The 20,284-nt window shown below is 34.2% G+C and carries 18 protein-coding genes; 12 read left to right on the top strand and 6 right to left on the bottom strand.

From position 1 onward, the window contains the following. The first annotated feature begins 85 nt into the window (after nucleotides 1-85). Genes B7R65_RS05000 through B7R65_RS04990 form a run of 3 tightly spaced genes read left to right on the top strand, consistent with a single transcriptional unit; the run spans nucleotide 86 to nucleotide 3,926 of the window. Nucleotides 86-1,609 carry a spore germination protein gene (locus tag B7R65_RS05000; protein ID WP_256941165.1) on the top strand — a complete coding sequence of 508 codons (1,524 nt, stop codon included), beginning with the start codon at nucleotides 86-88 and terminating at the stop codon, nucleotides 1,607-1,609. Between the two features lie 3 nt (nucleotides 1,610-1,612). Beyond that, entirely contained in the window at nucleotides 1,613-2,797 is a 1,185-nt protein-coding gene (locus tag B7R65_RS04995; RefSeq protein WP_179194776.1) for a Ger(x)C family spore germination protein, read from the top strand. Between the two features lie 16 nt (nucleotides 2,798-2,813). Further along, nucleotides 2,814-3,926, top strand: a complete 1,113-nt coding sequence (locus tag B7R65_RS04990; protein WP_088041643.1) for a GerAB/ArcD/ProY family transporter — start codon at nucleotides 2,814-2,816, stop codon at nucleotides 3,924-3,926. Nucleotides 3,927-3,957: 31 nt separating this feature from the next. On the opposite strand, the gene B7R65_RS04985 is transcribed toward B7R65_RS04990, so the two are convergent. Then, nucleotides 3,958-4,224: a YczF family membrane protein gene (locus B7R65_RS04985; protein WP_088041642.1), complete on the bottom strand. Its 267-nt coding sequence runs from the start codon at nucleotides 4,222-4,224 to the stop codon at nucleotides 3,958-3,960. Between the two features lie 157 nt (nucleotides 4,225-4,381). Here B7R65_RS04985 and B7R65_RS04980 point away from each other — a divergent pair, with 157 nt between their 5' ends. The 5 genes from B7R65_RS04980 (at nucleotide 4,382) to B7R65_RS04960 (ending at nucleotide 8,824) form a co-directional block, all read left to right on the top strand. Then, on the top strand, nucleotides 4,382-5,653 hold the full coding sequence (locus B7R65_RS04980) for an MFS transporter (RefSeq protein WP_088041641.1): 1,272 nt from the start codon (nucleotides 4,382-4,384) through the stop codon (nucleotides 5,651-5,653). Between the two features lie 361 nt (nucleotides 5,654-6,014). After that, entirely contained in the window at nucleotides 6,015-6,848 is an 834-nt protein-coding gene (locus B7R65_RS04975; RefSeq protein ID WP_088041640.1) for a flagellar hook-basal body protein, read from the top strand. A gap of 42 nt (nucleotides 6,849-6,890) precedes the next feature. Beyond that, nucleotides 6,891-7,712, top strand: a complete 822-nt coding sequence (locus tag B7R65_RS04970) for a flagellar hook-basal body protein (RefSeq protein WP_088041639.1) — start codon at nucleotides 6,891-6,893, stop codon at nucleotides 7,710-7,712. A 113-nt stretch (nucleotides 7,713-7,825) separates the two neighbouring features. Beyond that, a complete protein-coding gene (gene fabZ, locus B7R65_RS04965) occupies nucleotides 7,826-8,248 on the top strand; it encodes a 3-hydroxyacyl-ACP dehydratase FabZ (protein ID WP_088041638.1) in 423 nt (140 codons plus the stop codon). A gap of 186 nt (nucleotides 8,249-8,434) precedes the next feature. Beyond that, on the top strand, nucleotides 8,435-8,824 hold the full coding sequence (locus tag B7R65_RS04960) for a hypothetical protein (protein WP_088041637.1): 390 nt from the start codon (nucleotides 8,435-8,437) through the stop codon (nucleotides 8,822-8,824). A 63-nt stretch (nucleotides 8,825-8,887) separates the two neighbouring features. On the opposite strand, the gene B7R65_RS04955 is transcribed toward B7R65_RS04960, so the two are convergent. The 3 genes from B7R65_RS04955 to B7R65_RS04945 all read right to left on the bottom strand — a co-directional run bounded on the left by B7R65_RS04955 (nucleotide 8,888) and on the right by B7R65_RS04945 (nucleotide 13,885). After that, nucleotides 8,888-9,427: a GrpB family protein gene (locus tag B7R65_RS04955; protein ID WP_088041636.1), complete on the bottom strand. Its 540-nt coding sequence runs from the start codon at nucleotides 9,425-9,427 to the stop codon at nucleotides 8,888-8,890. A gap of 92 nt (nucleotides 9,428-9,519) precedes the next feature. Continuing rightward, nucleotides 9,520-12,276, bottom strand: coding sequence for a DEAD/DEAH box helicase (locus B7R65_RS04950; RefSeq protein WP_088041635.1), 2,757 nt, complete (start codon nucleotides 12,274-12,276; stop codon nucleotides 9,520-9,522). Next, nucleotides 12,254-13,885, bottom strand: coding sequence for an SWIM zinc finger family protein (locus B7R65_RS04945; protein WP_088041634.1), 1,632 nt, complete (start codon nucleotides 13,883-13,885; stop codon nucleotides 12,254-12,256). Before B7R65_RS04945 ends, B7R65_RS04950 begins: the two co-directional genes overlap by 23 nt. Nucleotides 13,886-14,215: 330 nt before the next feature. Between B7R65_RS04945 and B7R65_RS04940 the strand changes: the two genes are divergently transcribed. From B7R65_RS04940 to cspD, 3 genes are all read left to right on the top strand, one after another. Further along, nucleotides 14,216-14,668, top strand: a complete 453-nt coding sequence (locus tag B7R65_RS04940) for a C40 family peptidase (protein WP_088041633.1) — start codon at nucleotides 14,216-14,218, stop codon at nucleotides 14,666-14,668. Between the two features lie 416 nt (nucleotides 14,669-15,084). Next, nucleotides 15,085-16,704, top strand: a complete 1,620-nt coding sequence (locus B7R65_RS04930; RefSeq protein WP_088041631.1) for a M14 family metallopeptidase — start codon at nucleotides 15,085-15,087, stop codon at nucleotides 16,702-16,704. A 229-nt stretch (nucleotides 16,705-16,933) separates the two neighbouring features. After that, nucleotides 16,934-17,134 (top strand): cold-shock protein CspD, encoded by a 201-nt coding sequence (gene cspD, locus B7R65_RS04925; protein ID WP_025568675.1) that lies wholly within the window; start codon nucleotides 16,934-16,936, stop codon nucleotides 17,132-17,134. Between the two features lie 155 nt (nucleotides 17,135-17,289). Here cspD and B7R65_RS04920 read toward each other — a convergent pair whose 3' ends face one another. After that, a complete protein-coding gene (locus B7R65_RS04920; protein WP_373419547.1) occupies nucleotides 17,290-17,778 on the bottom strand; it encodes a CarD family transcriptional regulator in 489 nt (162 codons plus the stop codon). 188 nt (nucleotides 17,779-17,966) lie between these two features. Between B7R65_RS04920 and B7R65_RS04915 the strand changes: the two genes are divergently transcribed. After that, complete coding sequence (locus B7R65_RS04915) at nucleotides 17,967-18,917, top strand: alpha/beta hydrolase family protein (RefSeq protein WP_088041630.1); 951 nt, start codon at nucleotides 17,967-17,969, stop codon at nucleotides 18,915-18,917. Between the two features lie 141 nt (nucleotides 18,918-19,058). Here B7R65_RS04915 and B7R65_RS04910 read toward each other — a convergent pair whose 3' ends face one another. Next, entirely contained in the window at nucleotides 19,059-20,267 is a 1,209-nt protein-coding gene (locus B7R65_RS04910; RefSeq protein ID WP_256941160.1) for a HupE/UreJ family protein, read from the bottom strand. Nucleotides 20,268-20,284: the final 17 nt, after the last annotated feature.

The following is a 20,284-nucleotide window of genomic DNA, read 5'->3' as shown; positions in this document are numbered from 1 at the left end:
CTTTTTAAGAAAACAATACATTAAATGAGAGAATTTGGTAAAAGTATAATAATAGTAAGCCATGAAAATCGGGCGGTGGTAGGAAGTGTTTAATTATAAAGAAACGAATAGTGCTGTAACAAATAGGAAAATTCCTTTTCAAAATGATATTTCTCGTTCTTTAAGTAAGGATATATTAGAAAATATAAAACGAATTAAAGATGATTTTGGAGATAGCTCTGATCTAATCATCCGGCATGAAGCACTAGGTGAAGGGCTACAGCATTCTTTTGCAGTTATCCATATTGATGGCATTTCAGATGAAAAATTGGTAAATGAAGGGATTATTGAAAAGATTGTTGGGATTAATTTTGAAAAGGATACTACCTTATCTTTAACAGATTTAGAAAATGGATTAAAAGGTATTATCTCTGTTTCTAGTTTAAAATCTCAATCAAGCTATACCAATCTTTTATCGGGATTACTCCTAGGTGATACGGTAATTCTTCTAGATCAAGATACGAACTTTTTAGTAGCTTGTACAAAAATGGTCCAGTCTAGAAGTATCTCGGAACCTTCGACTCAGACAGTGATCAGGGGACCAAAAGATAGCTTCACAGAGAGTTTGCGTACAAATACCTCTCTCATTCGAAATCGAATTCAGCACCCTGCATTACGTATCGAATCCATGAAAATTGGAGAAATAACAAGAACTGATATTGAAATTATGTATATTAAAGGTGTTGTAGATGAGAATTTATTACAAGAAGTAAAGCACCGATTAGATGCAATTAATGTAGATGGAATTTTAGAATCAAGCTATATCGAAAATTATATCCAAAATGATCAAAAAACTATTTTCCCAACGATAGTACATACAGAACGGCCAGATGCAGTTGTTGGAAATTTACTAGAGGGAAGAGTTGCTATATTTACGGCAGGAACTCCCTTCGTTTTAATTTTACCGGCTACATTTACTCAGTTTTTTCAGTCTCCAGAGGACTATTATCAGAATTCGTACATTGGAACCTTTTTAAGAATGCTACGTTATTTGTCTTTTTGGGTTGCTTTATTTGCCCCGGCTATATTTATTGCAATTACTTCATTTCATCAAGCGGTTATTCCAACTGTACTATTAGTAAGTCTAGCTGCACAACGTGAAGGTGTTCCGTTGCCGGCAATCGTCGAAGCAATGGGTATGGAACTCGTCTTTGAAGTATTACGAGAAGCTGGTATTCGAATGCCAAGAGCAGTCGGGCAAGCACTTTCAATTGTTGGAGCTTTGATACTTGGGCAAGCAGCCGTACAGGCGGGTTTTGTGTCTGCATCGATGGTAATTATCGTATCGATTACAGCGATCGCTAGTTTCACAATTCCATATTACAACATGTCCATTGCAGCTAGGATATTACGATTTATTCTATTATTAGCTGGAGCATATATTGGTTTATTTGGCATATTGATTGGTGGGATGATTATTTTAATCCATATGTGTAGTCTTCGTTCTTTCGGTGAACCATACTTTGCACCATTCGCACCATTTCGCATAAAAAGTCAAAAAGACGCTATTCTAGTTGTTCCTACTCAAGGCAATACGAAAACTGTCGAAGAACAGAGCAGTGGTGAATAAATGATGAAAAGAAAACTTATTGTTTCTATGTTTATCATGTGCTTATTAGTAAGTGGCTGTTCGAATTATAGAGAGTTAAATGGATTGTCTATAGTCGTTGCGATGGGGATCGATTACTTACCAAAGGAAAAAAAGTATGAGATGATCGTTCAACTGATCAATCCAAGTGCAATAGCAACACAAATGGGAGGTGCACAAGGAATCCCTATTATTGCACTGGTTGAAAAAGGGAGAACAATATCAGAGGCAGCTAGACTTGTTACTAAAAGAATTTCACGACCAAATATTTACTCTCATGTGGCATTAGTTGTAATTGGAGAAAAATTAGCAAAAGAAAAATCATTAAACTATATTTTTGATGTATTTGAACGTGATTCAAAAATACGTGTAAATATTCCAGTTATTATCGCAAGGGAAGATAGTGTCTATCGTGTAATGAATAACTTACCACCACTTGATAAACTTCCAGCAAAATCGATCGTTGGTAAAATTCAAAACACTTCAAATCTTTTAGGAGAGAATCATGAAACGCAAATGCGTGAAGTAATTGCTGCACTTTCTAGTAAAGGAAGAGAACCAGTAATAAATGGAGTTACTCTTGCGAGAGAATCAGCGACATCAGAATCCCTTGCTAATTTTGATGAAGTAAAATCAACGTATAACGTAATAAACGGACTTGGTCTTTTTGATAAAGGAAAGCTAGTCGGATGGTTAGATGGACCACCGTCGAGGTCAGTGCAATTCATTGATAATTTAATAAAGGAAACAAATGTTCAAGTACAATGTAAAAAAGGAACGTATGATTCGATGGAGTTAACTCGTGTCAAAACGAAAACAGAAGTAAAAATGAAAAAAGGCATACCGATGATTCATATTAAAATAAAATCAATTGGACATATTGATGAAGTGCTTTGTAACGACAATTTTGATAAAGCAAAAACATTAAATAAATATGAAAAAGGAAGTGAGAAAGTAGTAAAACAATTTATGGAACAAGGAATAGCCGAAGTTCAAAAAGTAGCTGGGGATAGCTTTGGATTTGGAGAGAAATTACATCTATCAGATCCGAAAGCATTTAAAAAATATCAAAAAAATTGGGGAGAAGTATTTAGAAAAGCTAAAGTTAAAGTAGACGTGGATATTCAAATTAGTAATGTAGGTATGAGAAAGAAAGCCTATCCATATTAGAAGAGAAGGTAATAATATGAATCGAAAATTAACTATAAGTGGCTTTCAATTTTTTTGTATCATCTATTTATTTGAAATTGGGAGCTCATCATTAATTGCACTTGCTACAGCCTCTCGTCAAGATGCATGGTTAAGTCTATTAGTCGCAATAGTATGTGGATGCTTATTATTCTATGTATACATAAAATTATTTGAAATGTTTCCTGATTTACCATTAACGAAGTATGTTCAAAAAATTCTAGGGAAATATGTTGGGAAAATAATGGCAGTTGTATACATACTCTACTTTATTTATATCGGCGGACGTGTCTTACGCGACTTCGAGGAATTATTAGTGATTTCACTTTATAATTCAACTTCGCTCATTTCAATTGGAATTTTAATGATATTTTTAGTGATGTATGCGATATACAAAGGATTCGAAGTATTTGCAAGGGTAAATGAATTCTCATTTTATATGATTATGTTTATCATTATTACTGTTATTGGATTTGAAGTTATAGCGAAGCTCATTAAAATAGACAATTTAAGGCCCACTTTAGAAAGTGGATGGTTGCCTGTATTTAAAGCGGCATTTCCTTTAACGGTTACATTTCCTTTTGGAGAGATTATCACATTAGCAATGTTAATGCCTCATTTAAAAAAGAAGGAATATGCCATGAAAGTGGGACTTCCAGCTATGATATTTGCAGGGTTAACACTAACAACACTAACAGTCGTCAACATATCAATATTAGGGGTAGATGTATTAGAGAGAGCAAGTTACCCCATTTTAACAGCAGTTAGTTATATTAATATTGCCAATTTTATTCAACGACTTGATTCGCTTATTGTAATCGTAATGGTATTAGGTGGATTTATTAAAATTTCTGTCTTTTTCTTTTGTGCAGTACATGGAGCGGGTGATTTATTTGGTATAAAGAAAAGTGATACACTAACCTATCCAATAGGAGTTATTATTGTACTTATTTCTGTGTGGATGGCTCCTAACTATTTAGAGCATTATAAAGAAGGGTTAGATTTTGTGCCATTTTATTTGCACATTCCACTACAAATGATTATCCCGATAGCACTGTTAATTATTGCGATCATTCAGAAAAAAGTGAGTGGAAAAGAAAAAGCGGCTTAGACAATCTAAGCTGCTTTTTTCATTTAAAAGATTATTGCTCCGCTATATTTTGACCTTGATCTTGTTGTTGGTTTCTTTTCTTCTTTATGTTTTCTAAATAGTTTAAAACGAATTTTGCTACTCCAAATGGTACGGTGAAAAGGAAGATTAACACATAATCTTCACCAACTAATTCAGTTTTACTGCCGAGAAAGTTACCGATGATTTCTTGCGAACTTGCACCTTCTAAATAGTCAATACCTATGATCAATCCCACCGTTAATACAAATAATAGTAGAAATACTAAAAATACCCTCATGGTCCTCACCTATTCTTAATTTAATGGATTTCGTATTATTTTGGTTTTTTATGGAAGTAATTATGCGGAAAATTAATGAATATTCGACGAGAATTGTGAGTTTTATTCTGAAAATTTGGAGTATAATGAATGGGGGAATCAATAAGGGGGGCTTAAATTGTTTCAAATTTTTAAAAACCGAAATTTCGCATGGTTATTTTTAGCCAATTTTACTTCTCAACTTGGTTCAGTTGTTGGTATGACGGCATTTATGCTATATCTATTAAGAAAATTCTCAACTCAACCGTATTACGCAACAATTACTGAACTTATGTATACATTGCCGATGATTTTTGTTTTCTTTTTAGTCGGAGTGGTCGCAGACCGATTGGACCGTAAGAAAATAGCAATGTACTGTGATTTTATAAGCGCATTTTTATCGATGGTTTTATTATTTACTATTATGCAAGATTGGATTGTTATTTCGTTTGGAGTTCTCTTTATAAGAAGTGGTGTGTCAAAATTTTTTCAACCTGCACAGTCTTCTTTATTACAAGGAATCTTAACGGAAGATCAGTATGCAACATCTGCGGGGTTAAATCAGCTTGTTAGTAGTTTATTTATGTTATTCGGTGGAGCGATTGGAACAGTTGTATTTTGGAAACTCGGAGTAGAAGCGGCTATTCTAATTGATACTGCATCTTTTATACTGTCAGGGATTTTGATTCAACTAGCTAAAGTAGGAAAAGAGATCACAAATCCAAATGGTCACCACTCGATTAAGGATTTAAATGTAAAAATGGTCATAAAAGATTTTAAAGAAGGAATTGTATACATAGTAAATCATTCATTACTTAGATCACTATTATCTGGATTTTTCTTATTTGGCGTAATTAATGGTGGCTTTTCCGTAATGCCATCCTTCATTTTAAAATATAAACTAGCGCCAGATTCGTATGAGGAATTATTAATCTATGTAGGGGTAGCATTTGGTACGGGCGTGTTAGCTGGAAGTATTTTTGGTTCGATGTTAGCTAAGAAAATTCAATTGCCTTATATGATTGTTATAGGTCTTATCATTTCAGGACTATGTGTGATTGTCGGTGGTTTTTCTTCAAATGCAACTGCCTATATCATTTGGCAATGGATCATAGGTTTTACACTTCCGATTGTGAATATAGGGATTGGCGGTTGGTTCCCAAAAATAGTTGAGAAACGAATGATGGGAAGGGTACAAGGCTGGATTCAACCAATAATCCTACTTTCTCAAAGCATTACATTAGGATTAATCACAGTTTTCTATCCTACCATTCTAAAAATTGAATGGCTTCATGCGATAGTAGGAGCAAGTCTTGCGATTGTTGGAATCTATTTTTTAATCATTTTACCGAAGTTTTTTACTGCATCTTCTACTGCGACTATCGAAGTTGAAAAGTCAGTATCACAGTAATAGATAAGTGTCATTTTGTGAGACAGATAAAGAGGTTAGCTACCTTTTTGTCTGTTTTTCTTTGTTTAGAATATAACTCTCTTTATATGATTCAAAGCTACTATTTTACAAGAGAAAACATTTTTCGACATAAGCTATTTGTACCATACAAATAAATTGTAGAAAGTATATAATAGATTTGATGAAATTTATCAAATTTTGCGTACATTATGAATCGTAAAACTACCATATAAAACAATTCAATTAGATAAATAAGTGCGAAAAAATACATTTATATGCTATTAAATAAAAACATTATTGATGGAAAATCGTTTAGAGTCGCTATAAAAATAGACCTTAATCGATTGAGAGGAGTAGCAAAATGCTAAGGGGTTTTTATGCAGCAGCGTCTGGTATGATTGCACAACAAAGAGTAACAGAATATTTAACGAATAATTTAGCGAATGCAAATACACCAGGATATAAAGGAGAACAAGCTTCTTTACGTTCATTTCCAGAATTATTAATGCAACGAATGGGAACTGAAAATATTCCGGCAAAAAATATTTCTCAAAATGGCGCATTTTTAGGTGGAATGAACACGGGTGTTTATATGCAAGAAACAATGCCAAAGTTTACACAAGGTGATCTACAACAAACAAATAAGACGACTGACATTGCTATTCAAGAGCAAGTCATTCCATATAATACAACAGCTAAAACAAAGGGAGCTCTGTTTTTTGAACTTCAAAATCCAGATGGCTCAGTTCGATATACAAGAAATGGGAATTTCACATTAGACCAACAAGGTTATTTAACTACAAATAACGGATTTTACGTATTAGGTGAAAATAATCAACGTATCCAACTTCAATCTTCGGATTTTAAAATGCTTGAGGACGGGACAATTACTGAAAATGGACGAGCAAAAGGCAAGTTAAAGGTAGCATTCTCTGATAATCCAAACTCTTTAGTTAAAGAAGGAGAGGGACTATTCAAAACGGTAAACGGCCGAGCATTACCTACAGCTGCTAATAATAATCGTGTAGCATTTTCTGTTAATCAAGGCTTTATTGAGCGTTCGAATGTTGACGTTACTCAAACATATACAGAATTAATGTCTGCTTATCGTACATTCGAAGCAAATCAGAAAGTTCTACAGGCGTACGACCGTAGCATGGATAAAGCCGCAAATGAAATCGGTAGGTTAAGATAATTAAACGAGTACAAGAAATAGATTCGATGAGGAGGGAAACAGATGAATCGTATGTTATCAATCGCTTCAAATACAATGGGGCAATTACAAAATCAATTAGATGTTATCAGTAATAATATTGCGAATGTAAATACAGTAGGTTATAAAAGACGTGATACAAATTTTGGTGAATTACTTTTTCAACAATTTGATAACCAAACGCGTACAGATCAAGAGGTAGGTCGCAAAACACCTTATGGCGTACGATATGGGGTAGGTGCAAAATTAGCGCATACGACACTTCAGCTAGATGCTGGAGCAATCCAACGAACAGAAAGAAAGCTTGACGTTGCATTAATGGAGAAAAGTCAGTTTTTCCAAGTAAATGTGACTGAAAATGGTCGAACAGAAACAAGATATACAAGAGATGGCTCATTCCAATTATTACCGATCAACGGTGACGGATCAAAGCTACAGCTTTCAACTAGCGAAGGTAATCCAGTATTAGGAACAAATGGACCAATTATTGTAGATGGGAACGCTAAAGATTTTTCATTTAATGAAACAGGTGGCCTAACAATAACAAACCAAAATGGAACAAGAACAAATTATCAGCTTGCAGTTGTAAATGTTCTTAAACCACAGAACTTTGAGAGTGCTGGTAGCAATCTATTCCGTATCTCTAAAGCAGCCACTGTTGGACAAACTGTGCGTCCCTTAAATGCAAATCAAGTAAGTACAATGGGTGGAGCTTTAGAACAATCAAATGTGGACCTAGCAACATCAATGACAGACTTAACGATCACTCAGAAAGCTTATCAGTTTAGTTCTCGTGCAATCACAATGGCCGACGAAATGAGCGGTTTGATTAATGGATTGCGTTAACGAATGAAATGAGATAGTATAATATTTATGACGATAGAAGCTGGTCCTAAGACTTGCTTCTTTTTTATACTAACTTACGAAAAAATCGAATTGATTTAGGAGGAATACATAAAATGTTAGATATTAAAGCGATTAAAGAAATCCTTCCTCATCGTTACCCGTTTTTATTAGTTGATCGAATCATTGAGTTAGAAGAAGGTAAACGTGCAATAGGGTTAAAAAATGTAACAGCAAACGAAGAATTTTTTAACGGGCACTTCCCTGATTATCCAGTTATGCCAGGGGTATTAATTGTAGAGGCTCTTGCACAAGTTGGTGGAGTTGCAGCTCTAAGCTTAGAGCAAAACAAAGGGAAATTAGCACTTTTTGCTGGAATTGATAACTGTCGATTTAAGAAACAAGTAGTTCCTGGCGACACACTCAGACTTGAAGTTGAGCTTGTGAAAATGCGTGGTCCTATCGGTAAAGGTAAAGCTGTAGCAACTGTTGATGGACAAATTGCTTGTGAAGCTGAACTAACGTTTGCACTAAAATAAGTTACGGTAGTAACAAAAATTCCTGTTTTTTACAAAATAGGAATTTTTTTTTGCGTTCAGGCGCAAATTGTAGAATAATTTAAATTATTTTGTCGTAAATGGTTTTTTTATGGTATTATAACAATGTTATCGAAATCTGACATCTAAGAGTAATTACAAAAATTTAAAAACGGGGGTATGTACATCATGCTCAAGAATTTACCACGTGGTACGAAAATTAGTATTACCAACTCTATCAAAACTGCTTTTGAATTATATATGAGAAACTTAGAGTGGGATTTAGAGGCGTACAGCTGGGATGGTTTCTTAGCTGAGTGGAAAAGCTACAATGAGCTAAACGCTTCGTGGCAATCAACTGTTGAAGAGTCTATTTTGAATAGCGAACAGTTTCATCAAGAATTAGCAATAAAAATGAACGAAGATATTACGAAAATGCTGAATGATGATCCAACAGAAGATCAAATTCAACAAATTGAGCAACTAGTAAAACAGTTAAATGTGGAGGACCCATCTTATTCTTGTAAACTAGAAGCAAAATACCACATTGAACGATTACAACTTATGCAAACGGTATAATTAAAAGCAGACCTGTATAGAGGTCTGCTTTTTGTTTTGCCTAAATAGTGGGAGTTTCGATTCTTACTCGCCTCTTAATTTTTTCCATTCGATTGCTTTGTGTTCTACATTTTTTACAAACGAGTCCTTACCATCCATATAACCTTCTATATCTTTCGGAAATTCTCTTGCAAGTCTCTCCTTTAGTTCACCATACGCAAAAGCAACATCGCTATGTGATCTTAAGTAGTTACGAAATGCTAAATGACGGTTAATCTGTTCTTCATTGTCATATTGATAGATATGAACGTGATGCGTACGATTTACGCCACCTTTTCGGAAATACCTACGACCTTCAAGGCCAAACTCTCCTAAGCCTTCATATCCAATCTCAGCCATCTTTGAATTGAAATGATCCACTTGATTAATATTTTTAACGATTGGCATTAGATCAATGATTGGCTTCGCTTTCAAATTAGGTACGGATGTACTGCCAATATGATGGATATCTATTATTTCATTTCCTAAAACCTCACGAATTTTCTTTGCTTCAATAGTAAAAAGCTTCACCCAATTTTCATCATAGTTAGTAACAACTACATTTACTTCACGGCTTGAACTCATGAGATACCTCCGGTTATTATAGTTTTCAAAAATTTAAATCCACATTAAAAAACGGGATTATTCTATTCAATAATCCCGTCTTTATAGTCCGACTAAACACCAAGTAAATCTGCAAGTTCTTCCATTGATAGTTCGGTAATCCACTGCTCACTTGTAATGATTGTATCGTTAAGTGATTGTTTACGCTGTAGCATTTCGTCTATTTTTTCTTCAAGTGTACCGATCGTTACGAATTTATGGACTTGTACAAACTTGGTTTGCCCGATACGGTAAGCTCTATCTGTTGCTTGGTTTTCTACAGCCGGATTCCACCAACGGTCAAAGTGCATAACATGATTTGCTGCGGTTAAATTTAATCCTGTTCCACCAGCTTTAAGTGATAGAATAAATATTTTTACTTCACCGTCTTGGAATCGTGAAATCATACTATCACGGCTTGTTTTTGGAACGCTACCGTTTAAGAATAATACTTCTTCACCAAATTTAGTTTGAATGGCTTCTTTTAACATATCTCCCATTCGCACATATTGAGTAAAAATTAAACAACTTTCTTTTTGTTCTAGAATTGGATCAATTAATTCAAATAGTCTTTCAACCTTACTTGATCGATCTTCGAAATCGACAAGCTGTGTTTCTTTTAAGAATAAAGAAGGATGATCGCATATTTGTTTAAGCTTATTTAACATCCATAGGATTCTTCCACGTCGTTCGATGCCAGTCAATGAATCAATCTGTTTCAGGCTATCTTGAACTACTTGTTCATATAAAGCAGCCTGTTCTACGGATAGTGGACAAAGCATTTTTTGCTCTTGTTTCGGTGGAAGATTTAATGCGACATCTTCATCTTGCTTCGTTCGTCTTAGTAAGAAGGGAGAGATTAATCGATGAACGGCATTAATTTTTTCCTCACTTCGATCTTTCTCTATTGGATTTACGTAATGACCAACAAAACGATTAAGTGTTCCAAGATATCCACGATTTATAAAATCAAAAATTGTCCAAAGCTCAGTTAAGCGATTTTCCATAGGTGTACCAGTTAAGGCAATACGGTGCTCTGCTTTTAAGCCACGAACAGCTCTTGATTGTTTGGTAGCTGCATTTTTAATATTTTGTGCCTCGTCTAAAATAACACTTTTCCAAACATATTGTTTAAGATCGTCATAATCTAGCACGCTTAAAGCATAAGAGGTGATCACAACGTCAACATCTCTAGCGATTGAAATTAAATCAGAACCTTTCAATCTATTACCACCATAATGAACGTGGATTGATAAATTTGGATAGAACGTTTCGATTTCTCGTTTCCAGTTATTAATTACAGATGTTGGACAAACGATTAAGGAAGCACCACGTTTTTCTTCGTGCTCTTTTCGATAAGCTAAATAGGCGATCGATTGAATTGTTTTTCCCAGCCCCATATCATCTGCAAGTAATGCGCCAAAACCCATATTCTTGAGATGAACTAGCCATTCAAAGCCTTTTTGTTGATAAGCTCGTAAGTCTGCTTGCAAACCTTGAGGTACAATTAACTCAGGTACTTCAGAGATAGACGTTAATCGTTTTGTTATTTCACGGAAAACCTCATCTACTTCAATTTCAACTTCTGCAAAAGGAGAATTTTCGTCCTCGATTTTTTCAGAACCTTGAAGTAATTCATGTTGGAGAACTTCATGAAAACGAAGACCTTGTTTTTCGGCTTTTGCCATCATTTTTTTCATTCGTGCGATAAATGCTGGATCAAGTGCAATCCATTGACCGTTAAATTGAATTAAACGTCTTTGATTTTCGACGAATTGTTGGAATTGTTGTTCAGAGAGCTCCATGCCATTTGTTGAGATTCTCCAATTGAAATCAACTAATGTTTCCATATTAAAAAATGAATTACCAGCGGGTTTACCTTTGACACTAGCCTTTAAGGAGATTTTATTTTGTTTTAAAGCCTGCCACCAGCTTGGTAAAAGGACTTGAATATTTGCTGAAAGAATTTTTTCGCTGTCCTCTGTTAAAAACGTCCAAGCCTCTTGTTCAGATAAAATCTCCTTTGGTTTATCATTTTCAATTAAAGATGGTACAAGTAAGCCAACTCCTTGAAACGTTCGATCCAAGTATTCAGCATAAGAAGAGTGTTTACTTTGTAACGAACCATGACCTGAATATTCATAAGGCTTAATGGATTTGCGCTCATCGATCAAGTATGTACGAAGATGCCAATCATCATGTTCGCTCATCGGCTCTTCAAGTACTAATCGAATTGAAAATGGTACATCATCATCGCGAAGACCGATTTTTACATGCCAGTCGTCTTCGTCAATACTATGGGATAACTGCTGCTTTAAATAAGTTGGATTATGATATAGGCTTCTTGAAATATCCCAACGCTTTGATTGAACCTTGCCAATTTCAAACTGCTGTTTAATTGCAGCCGAAACTAGTTCTTGCAACGTGGGTTCTAATGGTTCTGCCCCATCAATACACCATATTTCTTCACCTGCTTGATAATGTGCAAAGCTGGGAGAGACTTGACCTTCTTGAAATGACGGATAGAGTTTAGAGATTGTCTGATGATAATCTGCTGCTTCATCTAGATAAGTGATCTCGACTAGAGAATTTTCGCTATGTTCTTTAAAAAAAGATAATGCCTCAATAGGAGTTAAAAGGATACCTTCAATTTGTTGTATACGAGTTGATTGTAATAATGACCCATAATATGAAGGTCCGTGCCATTGAAACACTAGATGCTTCCAAACGCTTACCGGTAGAATTCCACCGTGACTTTGCATCCCATAAATGAGTAATCCTTTATTCGGTACCCATTTTACAGCAATACTAAGATTTGCTAGTCGCTTCATTGACTAATTTTCCTTTCCTTAATTCCTCTTGAAGTGCACGCAAGCGAATAAATTGAGATTCGATATATTGAATGTAATCATTCCACTCTTCATTACGTTTTAATTTTTTATAATTTGTTTTTAACTTCTTTAAATATCGAACAGCTAACTTATAGTTGGATCGACCTTTTAGTTCGATATAATAGATCACCATATGGTGGTATAGAGGTAATACTGATTCTGGATCATGTTTATGTACTTCCTGTAGATCATGTTTATCAATTTGCTCAGGTAGAAACGAATATAAATACATTTGTAATTCTGACCAACGTTTGTATTCTTGATGATGCATTAAATAATCCGTATATTGCATTTCGCTATAAGGTAGAAGTGCCTGATAGACAACTTCCAATCCAGCAGTTTGTTTTGTATAAAAGCTATTGTATTCATAATGAGACAAGAAGTGTTTTGCAAATGTACTCTTCGCATATTCATCATCCCCATGTTGTAAAAAGTGTAAAACCATTTCGTAATATAAAGGTAAATATTCTGATAGACGTTGCGTCTCATTATTCTTTCTTAAATTTTCGATCCAGTATGTATAAGAATATAGCGTTCGTTCATTATCACTATGTTTTTTCAATAAGGTAATCACCGATTCATCATCTTTTAATAAAAAGTGTAAATGTGCTTTCCCTAAATCGGCATAATAATCTTCTTCAAGCTTCGAATAGATCTCTAAATCTTGATTTAATATTCTTGAATTATTTAGTAATCCTTTATATACATGTCGAAATGAATTATATCGTGGTATAAGACATAATTTACGTTCTAATAGCAATGATTTTACTAACTCGCGCAGGACTTCTTCATATTGCATGGAAACAGCCCCGCCAGTAAGGTTATGTAATTGCCTGCTTACTGCTTCAATTTGATTTTCAAGCATCGTCATTTCTCTTGGTAAATGAGCATTGTCATAGATCGTACTTTGAATTTCAATTTGTCCGACCATTTTGTTCATTGTAAAGATGGCTGCTAAAAGTTGATATTGCAGCTTTTCTTTTTCTTGTCGAGGCTGTTGATTTAATAGACCATGGTAGAACCGTTCATACAGTGGGTAAACAAAATAAACATCTTGATAAAATGATGTTTTTTGCTGTTCAATATACTCTTTATATTTTTTTTCAAATAGTTGAACTGTATCTTTTGGTTTGTCCTGCTCTAGCATTGTCATTTGGTCAAGTAATTGACGACCCGTCATGATCGTAGGGATGCTTTTCAAGGAAGCTTGTTTGAATTTGCGCATAATGTCCCCAACTAAAGCAAATGATGCAGCAGCATAAAATAAAAGTGCGATTTGATGCTGACAAGGAGGGACTTCATAACAATCGCAACCATTTTGATCATGATTATCTATATGTAAGATTGGCAAATGAATTTGCTCAGATTCTTCTACTACACCTACAAGTCGACCCTCTCGAACGGAGACATTGTAAACTTGACCTTGTCGATAAAGTTGTAATCCAGTTTCGACAAGCTCTGAATCCCTCGTATTTTGCGGAGAAAGCTTTGAAAATAGTGAGTATGAAAGTTCATTAATAATATCCTTACTTAAATCACGCTGAAGCATTCTCTGCCTCCTAACTCGTAACGTTCTTAATGGTAATTATACCCTAAACGCAACAGTTACACATAGTTGAAACGGGAAAAAGTGAAAGTTGATAAAGATTCAAAGAAAAAGGTCGAAATATGGACGGTAATAAATGACCTATAAACGTAGTTTTCAATAGAAATATGACTATTGATGCTGCGTTTTTTGTAATTATATGAAAGGATTTAAATAAACGGTAAAGAACTTGTAATCTTTCTGTAACATTAGAGAGAAAAAAACATGATATTATCGAATTATCAGATAAATTGATAAAAAACGTAGAAACATATATTTCTAGGAGTGAAAATAATGAAAAAAGGTTTTTTACTACTTTCTATAATTTTCCTATTCCTAGTTGGACAACCTCTAAGTAAAACATCAGCTGCAACTATGGATGGTAATGATATTGTAAGTGAAGCAAAACAACATATAGGTGTCGACTATGTTTTTGGAGGAACAACTCCAAGTGGTTTTGACTGCTCAGGGTTCGTTCGTTACGTATATAAACAAGCTGGTATTAGCTTACCACGTTCTTCTTCAGATCAATATGATGTTGGTAAATCAGTATCAAAAAGTAATTTAGAACCAGGCGACCTAGTATTCTTTAGCGGGACATATAAATCAGGTATCTCTCATGCTGGAATTTACGTAGGAAGCAATAAATTCATCAGTGCTTCAAGTAGCCAAGGTGTTAAAATTGATACGTTAAGTGGTGGATATTGGGGATCTAAGTTTACTGGAGCTAAAAGAGTACTAAAATAATAGAATAATAGAAGATAATTAATAGCTCCCATTTTGGGGGCTTTTCATTTGGCTGTTTTTGTAGAATTTGTTGCCGTTTAAGAAGAATCTTAGTTGATTTCCACTCCAGGATGCTCGCTTTCTGTGGGGCGTGCGGTGAGCCTGGGCCCACACGATGTGGGTCATGCATGCGTTGCGACAGGACGTCGTGGTATTAGCATGCCTTCCTTTTTGACGCCTTGCGTGAGTCTCGCCTGTCCCGCTATTCACACAGGAGTCTCGCATATCCAATCCAATCAACTTCTTTTCAAATTTATGCTTTTAATAAACCTTGTAAAAAAAAGAATCTTTTAGAAAAGTACCACTCATTTTTATAAATGATCTATTTACTAATTCAATTACAACCAGAACTTAACTAGCCAGAGAGGTGAATTCATTTGAAGAAGATTTTAATCAGTTTTATCGTTTTTGTACTTACAATTGGACCATTCAAAACTATTTTTGCGGAGAGCACGAATCAAATTACCCATGAAAAATGGGTAGTTACACTCGAGGAAACAGATTTTACAATGAAAAATTCTGAATCTGGTGAAGAGACCATTATTAAAATTCCTGTAAATCAACTGTTGAAGATTGAGAATGAAGAGGTAAGTACATTTAATGCCATCTATAACGGAAATAAAGGAATAGTGCAAAGAGATAAAGTCCGAGATGCAACATTATGGGAAATCTATCCGACAACTAAAGTATTTAAAGTAATAAAGGATACAATCATTTATGTAAATGAAAACGGAAATCTAGTAAATAAAGGAATCGTGAAAACAAATACTTTATATGAGAAAACAGGTGAGAAAGACAATTATGTAACTATACAGTTCTTTAATCAGACAGCTTATATTGATAAAAATAATACGATTCCATTACCAGACGAAAGCATCCCGGTTACAAATATCCCAAGTAAACCTACAAAAATAAAATTCGGAATGACTAAACGACTCACTAAAATCATGAATCCAAATGATAAAACAGTAGTAATTACAGAGATTTCTTCACGACAAAAGTTTGATATTAAAACAGAATATGGAAACGACCTTGTCGTAAGTATCGGTGGAGCTACAGGACTCATTTCAAAGTCTGACGTTTGGCTAAAGACAGATAATTACGTTGATCCATCTGGAAATTACTCTTATGAAGAACTAACAGCAGATTTACAAGAATTAAATGCATGGTATCCTATGTTTACAAAAATAGAAACAATAGGGAAGTCAGTAGACGGTAGAAATATTTATGCAATCAAGCTCGGAGTCGGAAAAGAAGAAATCAGTTTAAATGCTTCACATCACGCTAGAGAGCATATGACAACAAATGTATTGATGGAAATGCTTGATCAGTATGCAAATGCATATGAGAAAAATACGAAGATAAATGGATACGATGTGAAAAAGATTTTAACAAAGACATCGATTTATTTTGTACCAATGGTTAACCCAGATGGTGTTATGCTAGTTCAAGAAGGTGCAAAAAGCGCAAAATATCCAAACCAAGTGATCAAACTGAATAGAGGTAGTAAGAATTTTACTGCTTGGAAAGCAAATATACGTGGTGTGGATTTAAATCGACAGTATCCAACTGGATGGTCAAGTTTAAAAAATAATAAAGTGAAGCCAGGACCTGATAATCATAAAGGGAAAAAGCCTTTAAGTGAGCCAGAAGTAAAAGCTTTATATGATTTTACAAATAAACATTCGTTTAAAAATACAGTAGCGTATCATTCGTCTGGAAATATTATTTTTTGGCACTATAATCAAAAAGGTAGTCAAATGACTCGAGATAAAAAAATTGCTACAAAATTATCTAAGCAAACAGGATATAGTCTAGTTGCGCCTGCGAAAGGCGGGGGAGGCGGTTATAAGGATTGGTATGTGGCAGCTAAAAAACGACCAGGATATACAATTGAAATTTCTCCTTATGTAGGTAACCGACCTGTCCCGAATAGTTATTTTAATAGTATTATGAAAAAAAACGTAAATATTGGATTAATAATGGCAATTCAGTAGAGAAAATAAGGGTTTTTTATTAAAAGAATTAATCAATTTATTTTATTAATAGTGCACAATTTGTTTTTCGTAAAAATCTGTGTTACAATATCCATATACTTAATAAGAATTGGTTAATTCAACTCATGTGTTAAAAGGGACGAATTTTCATCCTGTTATAATGTGTGTATTTTTTCTTAACAGTACTCATTAAGTGTAAAAAAAACAGGATTATATGGAGGTTCGTATTATGAACACAGGTACAGTAAAATGGTTTAACGCAGAAAAAGGTTTCGGATTCATCGCTGTTGAAGGTGGAGACGATGTATTCGTACATTTCTCAGCAATCCAAGGCGACGGTTTCAAATCTCTTGAAGAAGGCCAAAAAGTAAGCTTTGAGATCACTCAAGGTAACCGTGGCGCTCAAGCTGAAAACGTAGTTAAATTATAATTTCACGCTTAAGTGAACAAGACTGTTAGCATTTTGCTAACAGTCTTTTTTGTTTGTCTAAAGTGGTGAAATAGTAACCACAGCAATCTTATCCACCTATTTTCAGAATCATTTTTTAACACAAAAAAAAGAGCTGATGTCAGCTCTTTTACTATTTATTTTATCAATGCAGAGTCAATTAATTCGATTGCTTCAAGTTGTGAAATTCCTTTAATTAGACTAAGCTCTCCTACAAACATTCGTTTTGCAGTATCTAACATTTCTTTTTCACTTGGATTTAAAGGTTTTTCTTTGCTTTGAAGAGTTAAATCTCGCACTACTTGAGCACCAGCGAGTAATTCACCTGACTTCAGTTTTTTCATATTTACATCATATTTTTGTTTCCATGATAACGTACCATCTGGAAGACCATTAGAAAAATCATCTAGAACACTTTCTAGGTGTTCATGATCTTCAACTAATCGAATTTTCGTGTTTGAGACATTCCCTTGAGGGATCATCAATTTCATATTACTAGCTGGCATATTGATAATATAGTATTGCTGAGTTACACCCTGTATAACCTTTTCTTCTATGGAATCAATTACCGCAGCACCTTGCATCGGATATATTATTTGATCGCCAATTTTGAACAATGTACCCACCTCCGAAAATTCTTTAATCTAAGTATAACATTATTTATTCAAATATCAAAATTTCTATAATATCATCTTAAAAATAATACTGTCAATAATTTCGATGTATATTTTTAGCCTTTTTTGGGAAAAAGATGAACATGTCATATATATAGGGACATAAAATGGAAGGAGAGAATGTCGAAAGGAGGATGCTTATGAATTATCGTGTAGTATTTTTTTGTGTAGCAGTACTTACTTTTTTTACTTCGACAGCCGGAACTGGTGAGCATAGAGAGCTAGATACAACAGTTGGAAATAGTGAACAAAGAGAGCTGGAAAAGTTGCCGGATGGAGTACTGTTAGCTGCTGCAGAACTATCGTATGAACCATTTCGAAAACAGGAAATCGGAAAAAGTTTAACAGAACACCAAGGTGTTGCTGAACCACTATATACAGAAATGCATGAAAAACTAAGTGATTATCAGCTTGTTTCGTTAACATCTGGAGAAATTGGCTTTTCTGCAATTGCATTGAAAAGTAACAAAGATAATAGTTTATTATTTGCCTTTAGCGGACTAAGGAAAATTAATTTACAAGATATTTATCAGAGGTTACTTGGTTTTGAATCTCCTGAAAATGGATCGCCGGTTGTGGTAGATACACAAGCACAGGGAGCATATAAGTGGGTTAAATCGATCCTGAATCGAAAAGAAAACGCTGGATCAAGTGTATACGTAACAGGTCATTCATTTGGTGGGTATTTAGCGCAATATGTTGGCTATCAACTAAATAAAGACGAGAAAATGAAAGATCACCAATTTGTTCAAGGGGTTACGTTTAATTCGTTAGGAATACTTTTAGAAAACGGGTCAAAAACGCTTCATGCAAAAACTGAAAAAATTCAACAATCTTACAAGCCTTTATTCACAAATTATATAGTGAAAGGTGACCCACTAGACTACGCAAGTAAGACTTTCTTCGAAGAAATTACAGGTTATTCACTAAAACATCTTGGGAATGTAAACTACATTACAGTCGATGAAAACTACAAATCATCACTACAAGCATTAGAGAAAACAAAGGATTTATGGGCAAAAGCTAAACAACTTAAGCCCCTGTATCCATATCATGATTTAACAGAATTTGAAGTTGGATTTTGGGGATGAATAATAAAGCGAGTATCCTGGATCGGAAATCAACAAATCCATTGTTAGGCGGCAACAAAGTTTACAAAACAGCAAAAGAAATAATCTAAATAGGGGCTATCAAAAAATCACTCAATTGATTTTCGATAGCCCCGTTATTATTTAAGCGAATAAACGTTGGATTAACCAGATTAATCCTAGTACAAATATGGCAATGGAACCATACTTTACGTAATTCCGATACGTTGATAATTTCTGTAATTTTAACAAAATCGGAATAAGTAACAGTAAAATTAGTAACTGAATAAATTCAATACCAAGATTGAAATTTAACAATGCAATTGCCAGATTCGACTTTGGTATCTCCATTTCCTTTAATATACTAGCAAATCCCATTCCATGAATTAATCCAAATAAAAATGTAATTATCCATCTATTTTTAACTTTGTCTTTAAATATATTTTCGACAGCAACATAACAAATACTTAAAGCAATAATTGATTCCACTATTTTAGAAGGTAAACTAACAACACCTAAAACTGATAGAGAAATTGTAATACTATGAGCAATTGTAAAGGCAGTAACCGTACCAATATACTGTTTAATTTTTTGTCTACTAATGATTAATGCAAATAAAAATAATAAATGATCGTAGCCAGTTAAGATATGAAAAATTCCTAATTTAAAAAATGAAAACCATGATGATGTATTTGTTGAGCTTTCTTTAGGTAAGTCCGATTGTTTATGATCTTGAACTGCTTGATTCTCACTCGCCGATTGCTGATCCTGTTGAACTTCTGTAAGTAACATGGTCCATGTCCGGCTATCTCCTTGAAGTGCAGCTTGGCTAGTTTCAGCTCCGTATGTTGCACTCATTAAATTTACATAATTAGTTGTTCCTGAATCACCAGCATAAAAGCCATCACTTAGGCTGATCGTATCTCCAGGTGAAAATGCAGGGTAAATGATTGTACACTCTAGGAAACTTTTACTCTCTTTTTTGACAAGCTTCATTTTTTTGACTCTCGGAGTTTGCTCATGATTGTTTTTATCTAGTGACAATGTCTCAGTAATGAGCTCCTCTATATGGTGGTGTGCTTTCTTAATTTCTGATTTATTAAGTTCAAAGTCTTTATTAGTATCTAGACCACTTAGTAGTTCAATAAGTGAGGTCGTATCGATTGAAAATTTTAGTTCTGTTTGGTCTTTCTCTATTTTCAAAGTTGTAAAACTAGCACTATAGTTATGTGCGGATGCAACTGATGGAAGAGTTAATAATAAAATCAAACCGAACGATAGAAGACTAAAGAAAAATTTTTTTGTTTTTATTGAAGAAAGAATAGATTTAAATCGGAAAGTGTAATCAAGCACATGTATTTCCCCCTGAT

It is taken from the genome of Bacillus sp. EAC (assembly GCF_002156875.1).
Lineage (GTDB): Bacteria > Bacillota > Bacilli > Bacillales > Bacillaceae_G > Gottfriedia.
Note: the sequence above shows the minus strand (reverse complement) of the source record. Positions and strands in the feature narration are given on the sequence as shown.

Coding starts and splice junctions, on each gene's coding strand:
- B7R65_RS04985 (WP_088041642.1), bottom strand. CDS start 4,224: ATGAGGGTATTTTTAGTATTTCTACTATTATTTGTATTAACGGTGGGA.
- cspD (WP_025568675.1), top strand. CDS start 16,934: ATGAACACAGGTACAGTAAAATGGTTTAACGCAGAAAAAGGTTTCGGA.
- B7R65_RS04915 (WP_088041630.1), top strand. CDS start 17,967: ATGAATTATCGTGTAGTATTTTTTTGTGTAGCAGTACTTACTTTTTTT.
- B7R65_RS04955 (WP_088041636.1), bottom strand. CDS start 9,427: ATGAGTTCAAGCCGTGAAGTAAATGTAGTTGTTACTAACTATGATGAA.
- B7R65_RS04975 (WP_088041640.1), top strand. CDS start 6,015: ATGCTAAGGGGTTTTTATGCAGCAGCGTCTGGTATGATTGCACAACAA.
- B7R65_RS04950 (WP_088041635.1), bottom strand. CDS start 12,276: ATGAAGCGACTAGCAAATCTTAGTATTGCTGTAAAATGGGTACCGAAT.
- B7R65_RS04990 (WP_088041643.1), top strand. CDS start 2,814: ATGAATCGAAAATTAACTATAAGTGGCTTTCAATTTTTTTGTATCATC.
- fabZ (WP_088041638.1), top strand. CDS start 7,826: ATGTTAGATATTAAAGCGATTAAAGAAATCCTTCCTCATCGTTACCCG.
- B7R65_RS04940 (WP_088041633.1), top strand. CDS start 14,216: ATGAAAAAAGGTTTTTTACTACTTTCTATAATTTTCCTATTCCTAGTT.
- B7R65_RS04945 (WP_088041634.1), bottom strand. CDS start 13,885: ATGCTTCAGCGTGATTTAAGTAAGGATATTATTAATGAACTTTCATAC.
- B7R65_RS04970 (WP_088041639.1), top strand. CDS start 6,891: ATGAATCGTATGTTATCAATCGCTTCAAATACAATGGGGCAATTACAA.
- B7R65_RS04995 (WP_179194776.1), top strand. CDS start 1,613: ATGAAAAGAAAACTTATTGTTTCTATGTTTATCATGTGCTTATTAGTA.
- B7R65_RS04960 (WP_088041637.1), top strand. CDS start 8,435: ATGCTCAAGAATTTACCACGTGGTACGAAAATTAGTATTACCAACTCT.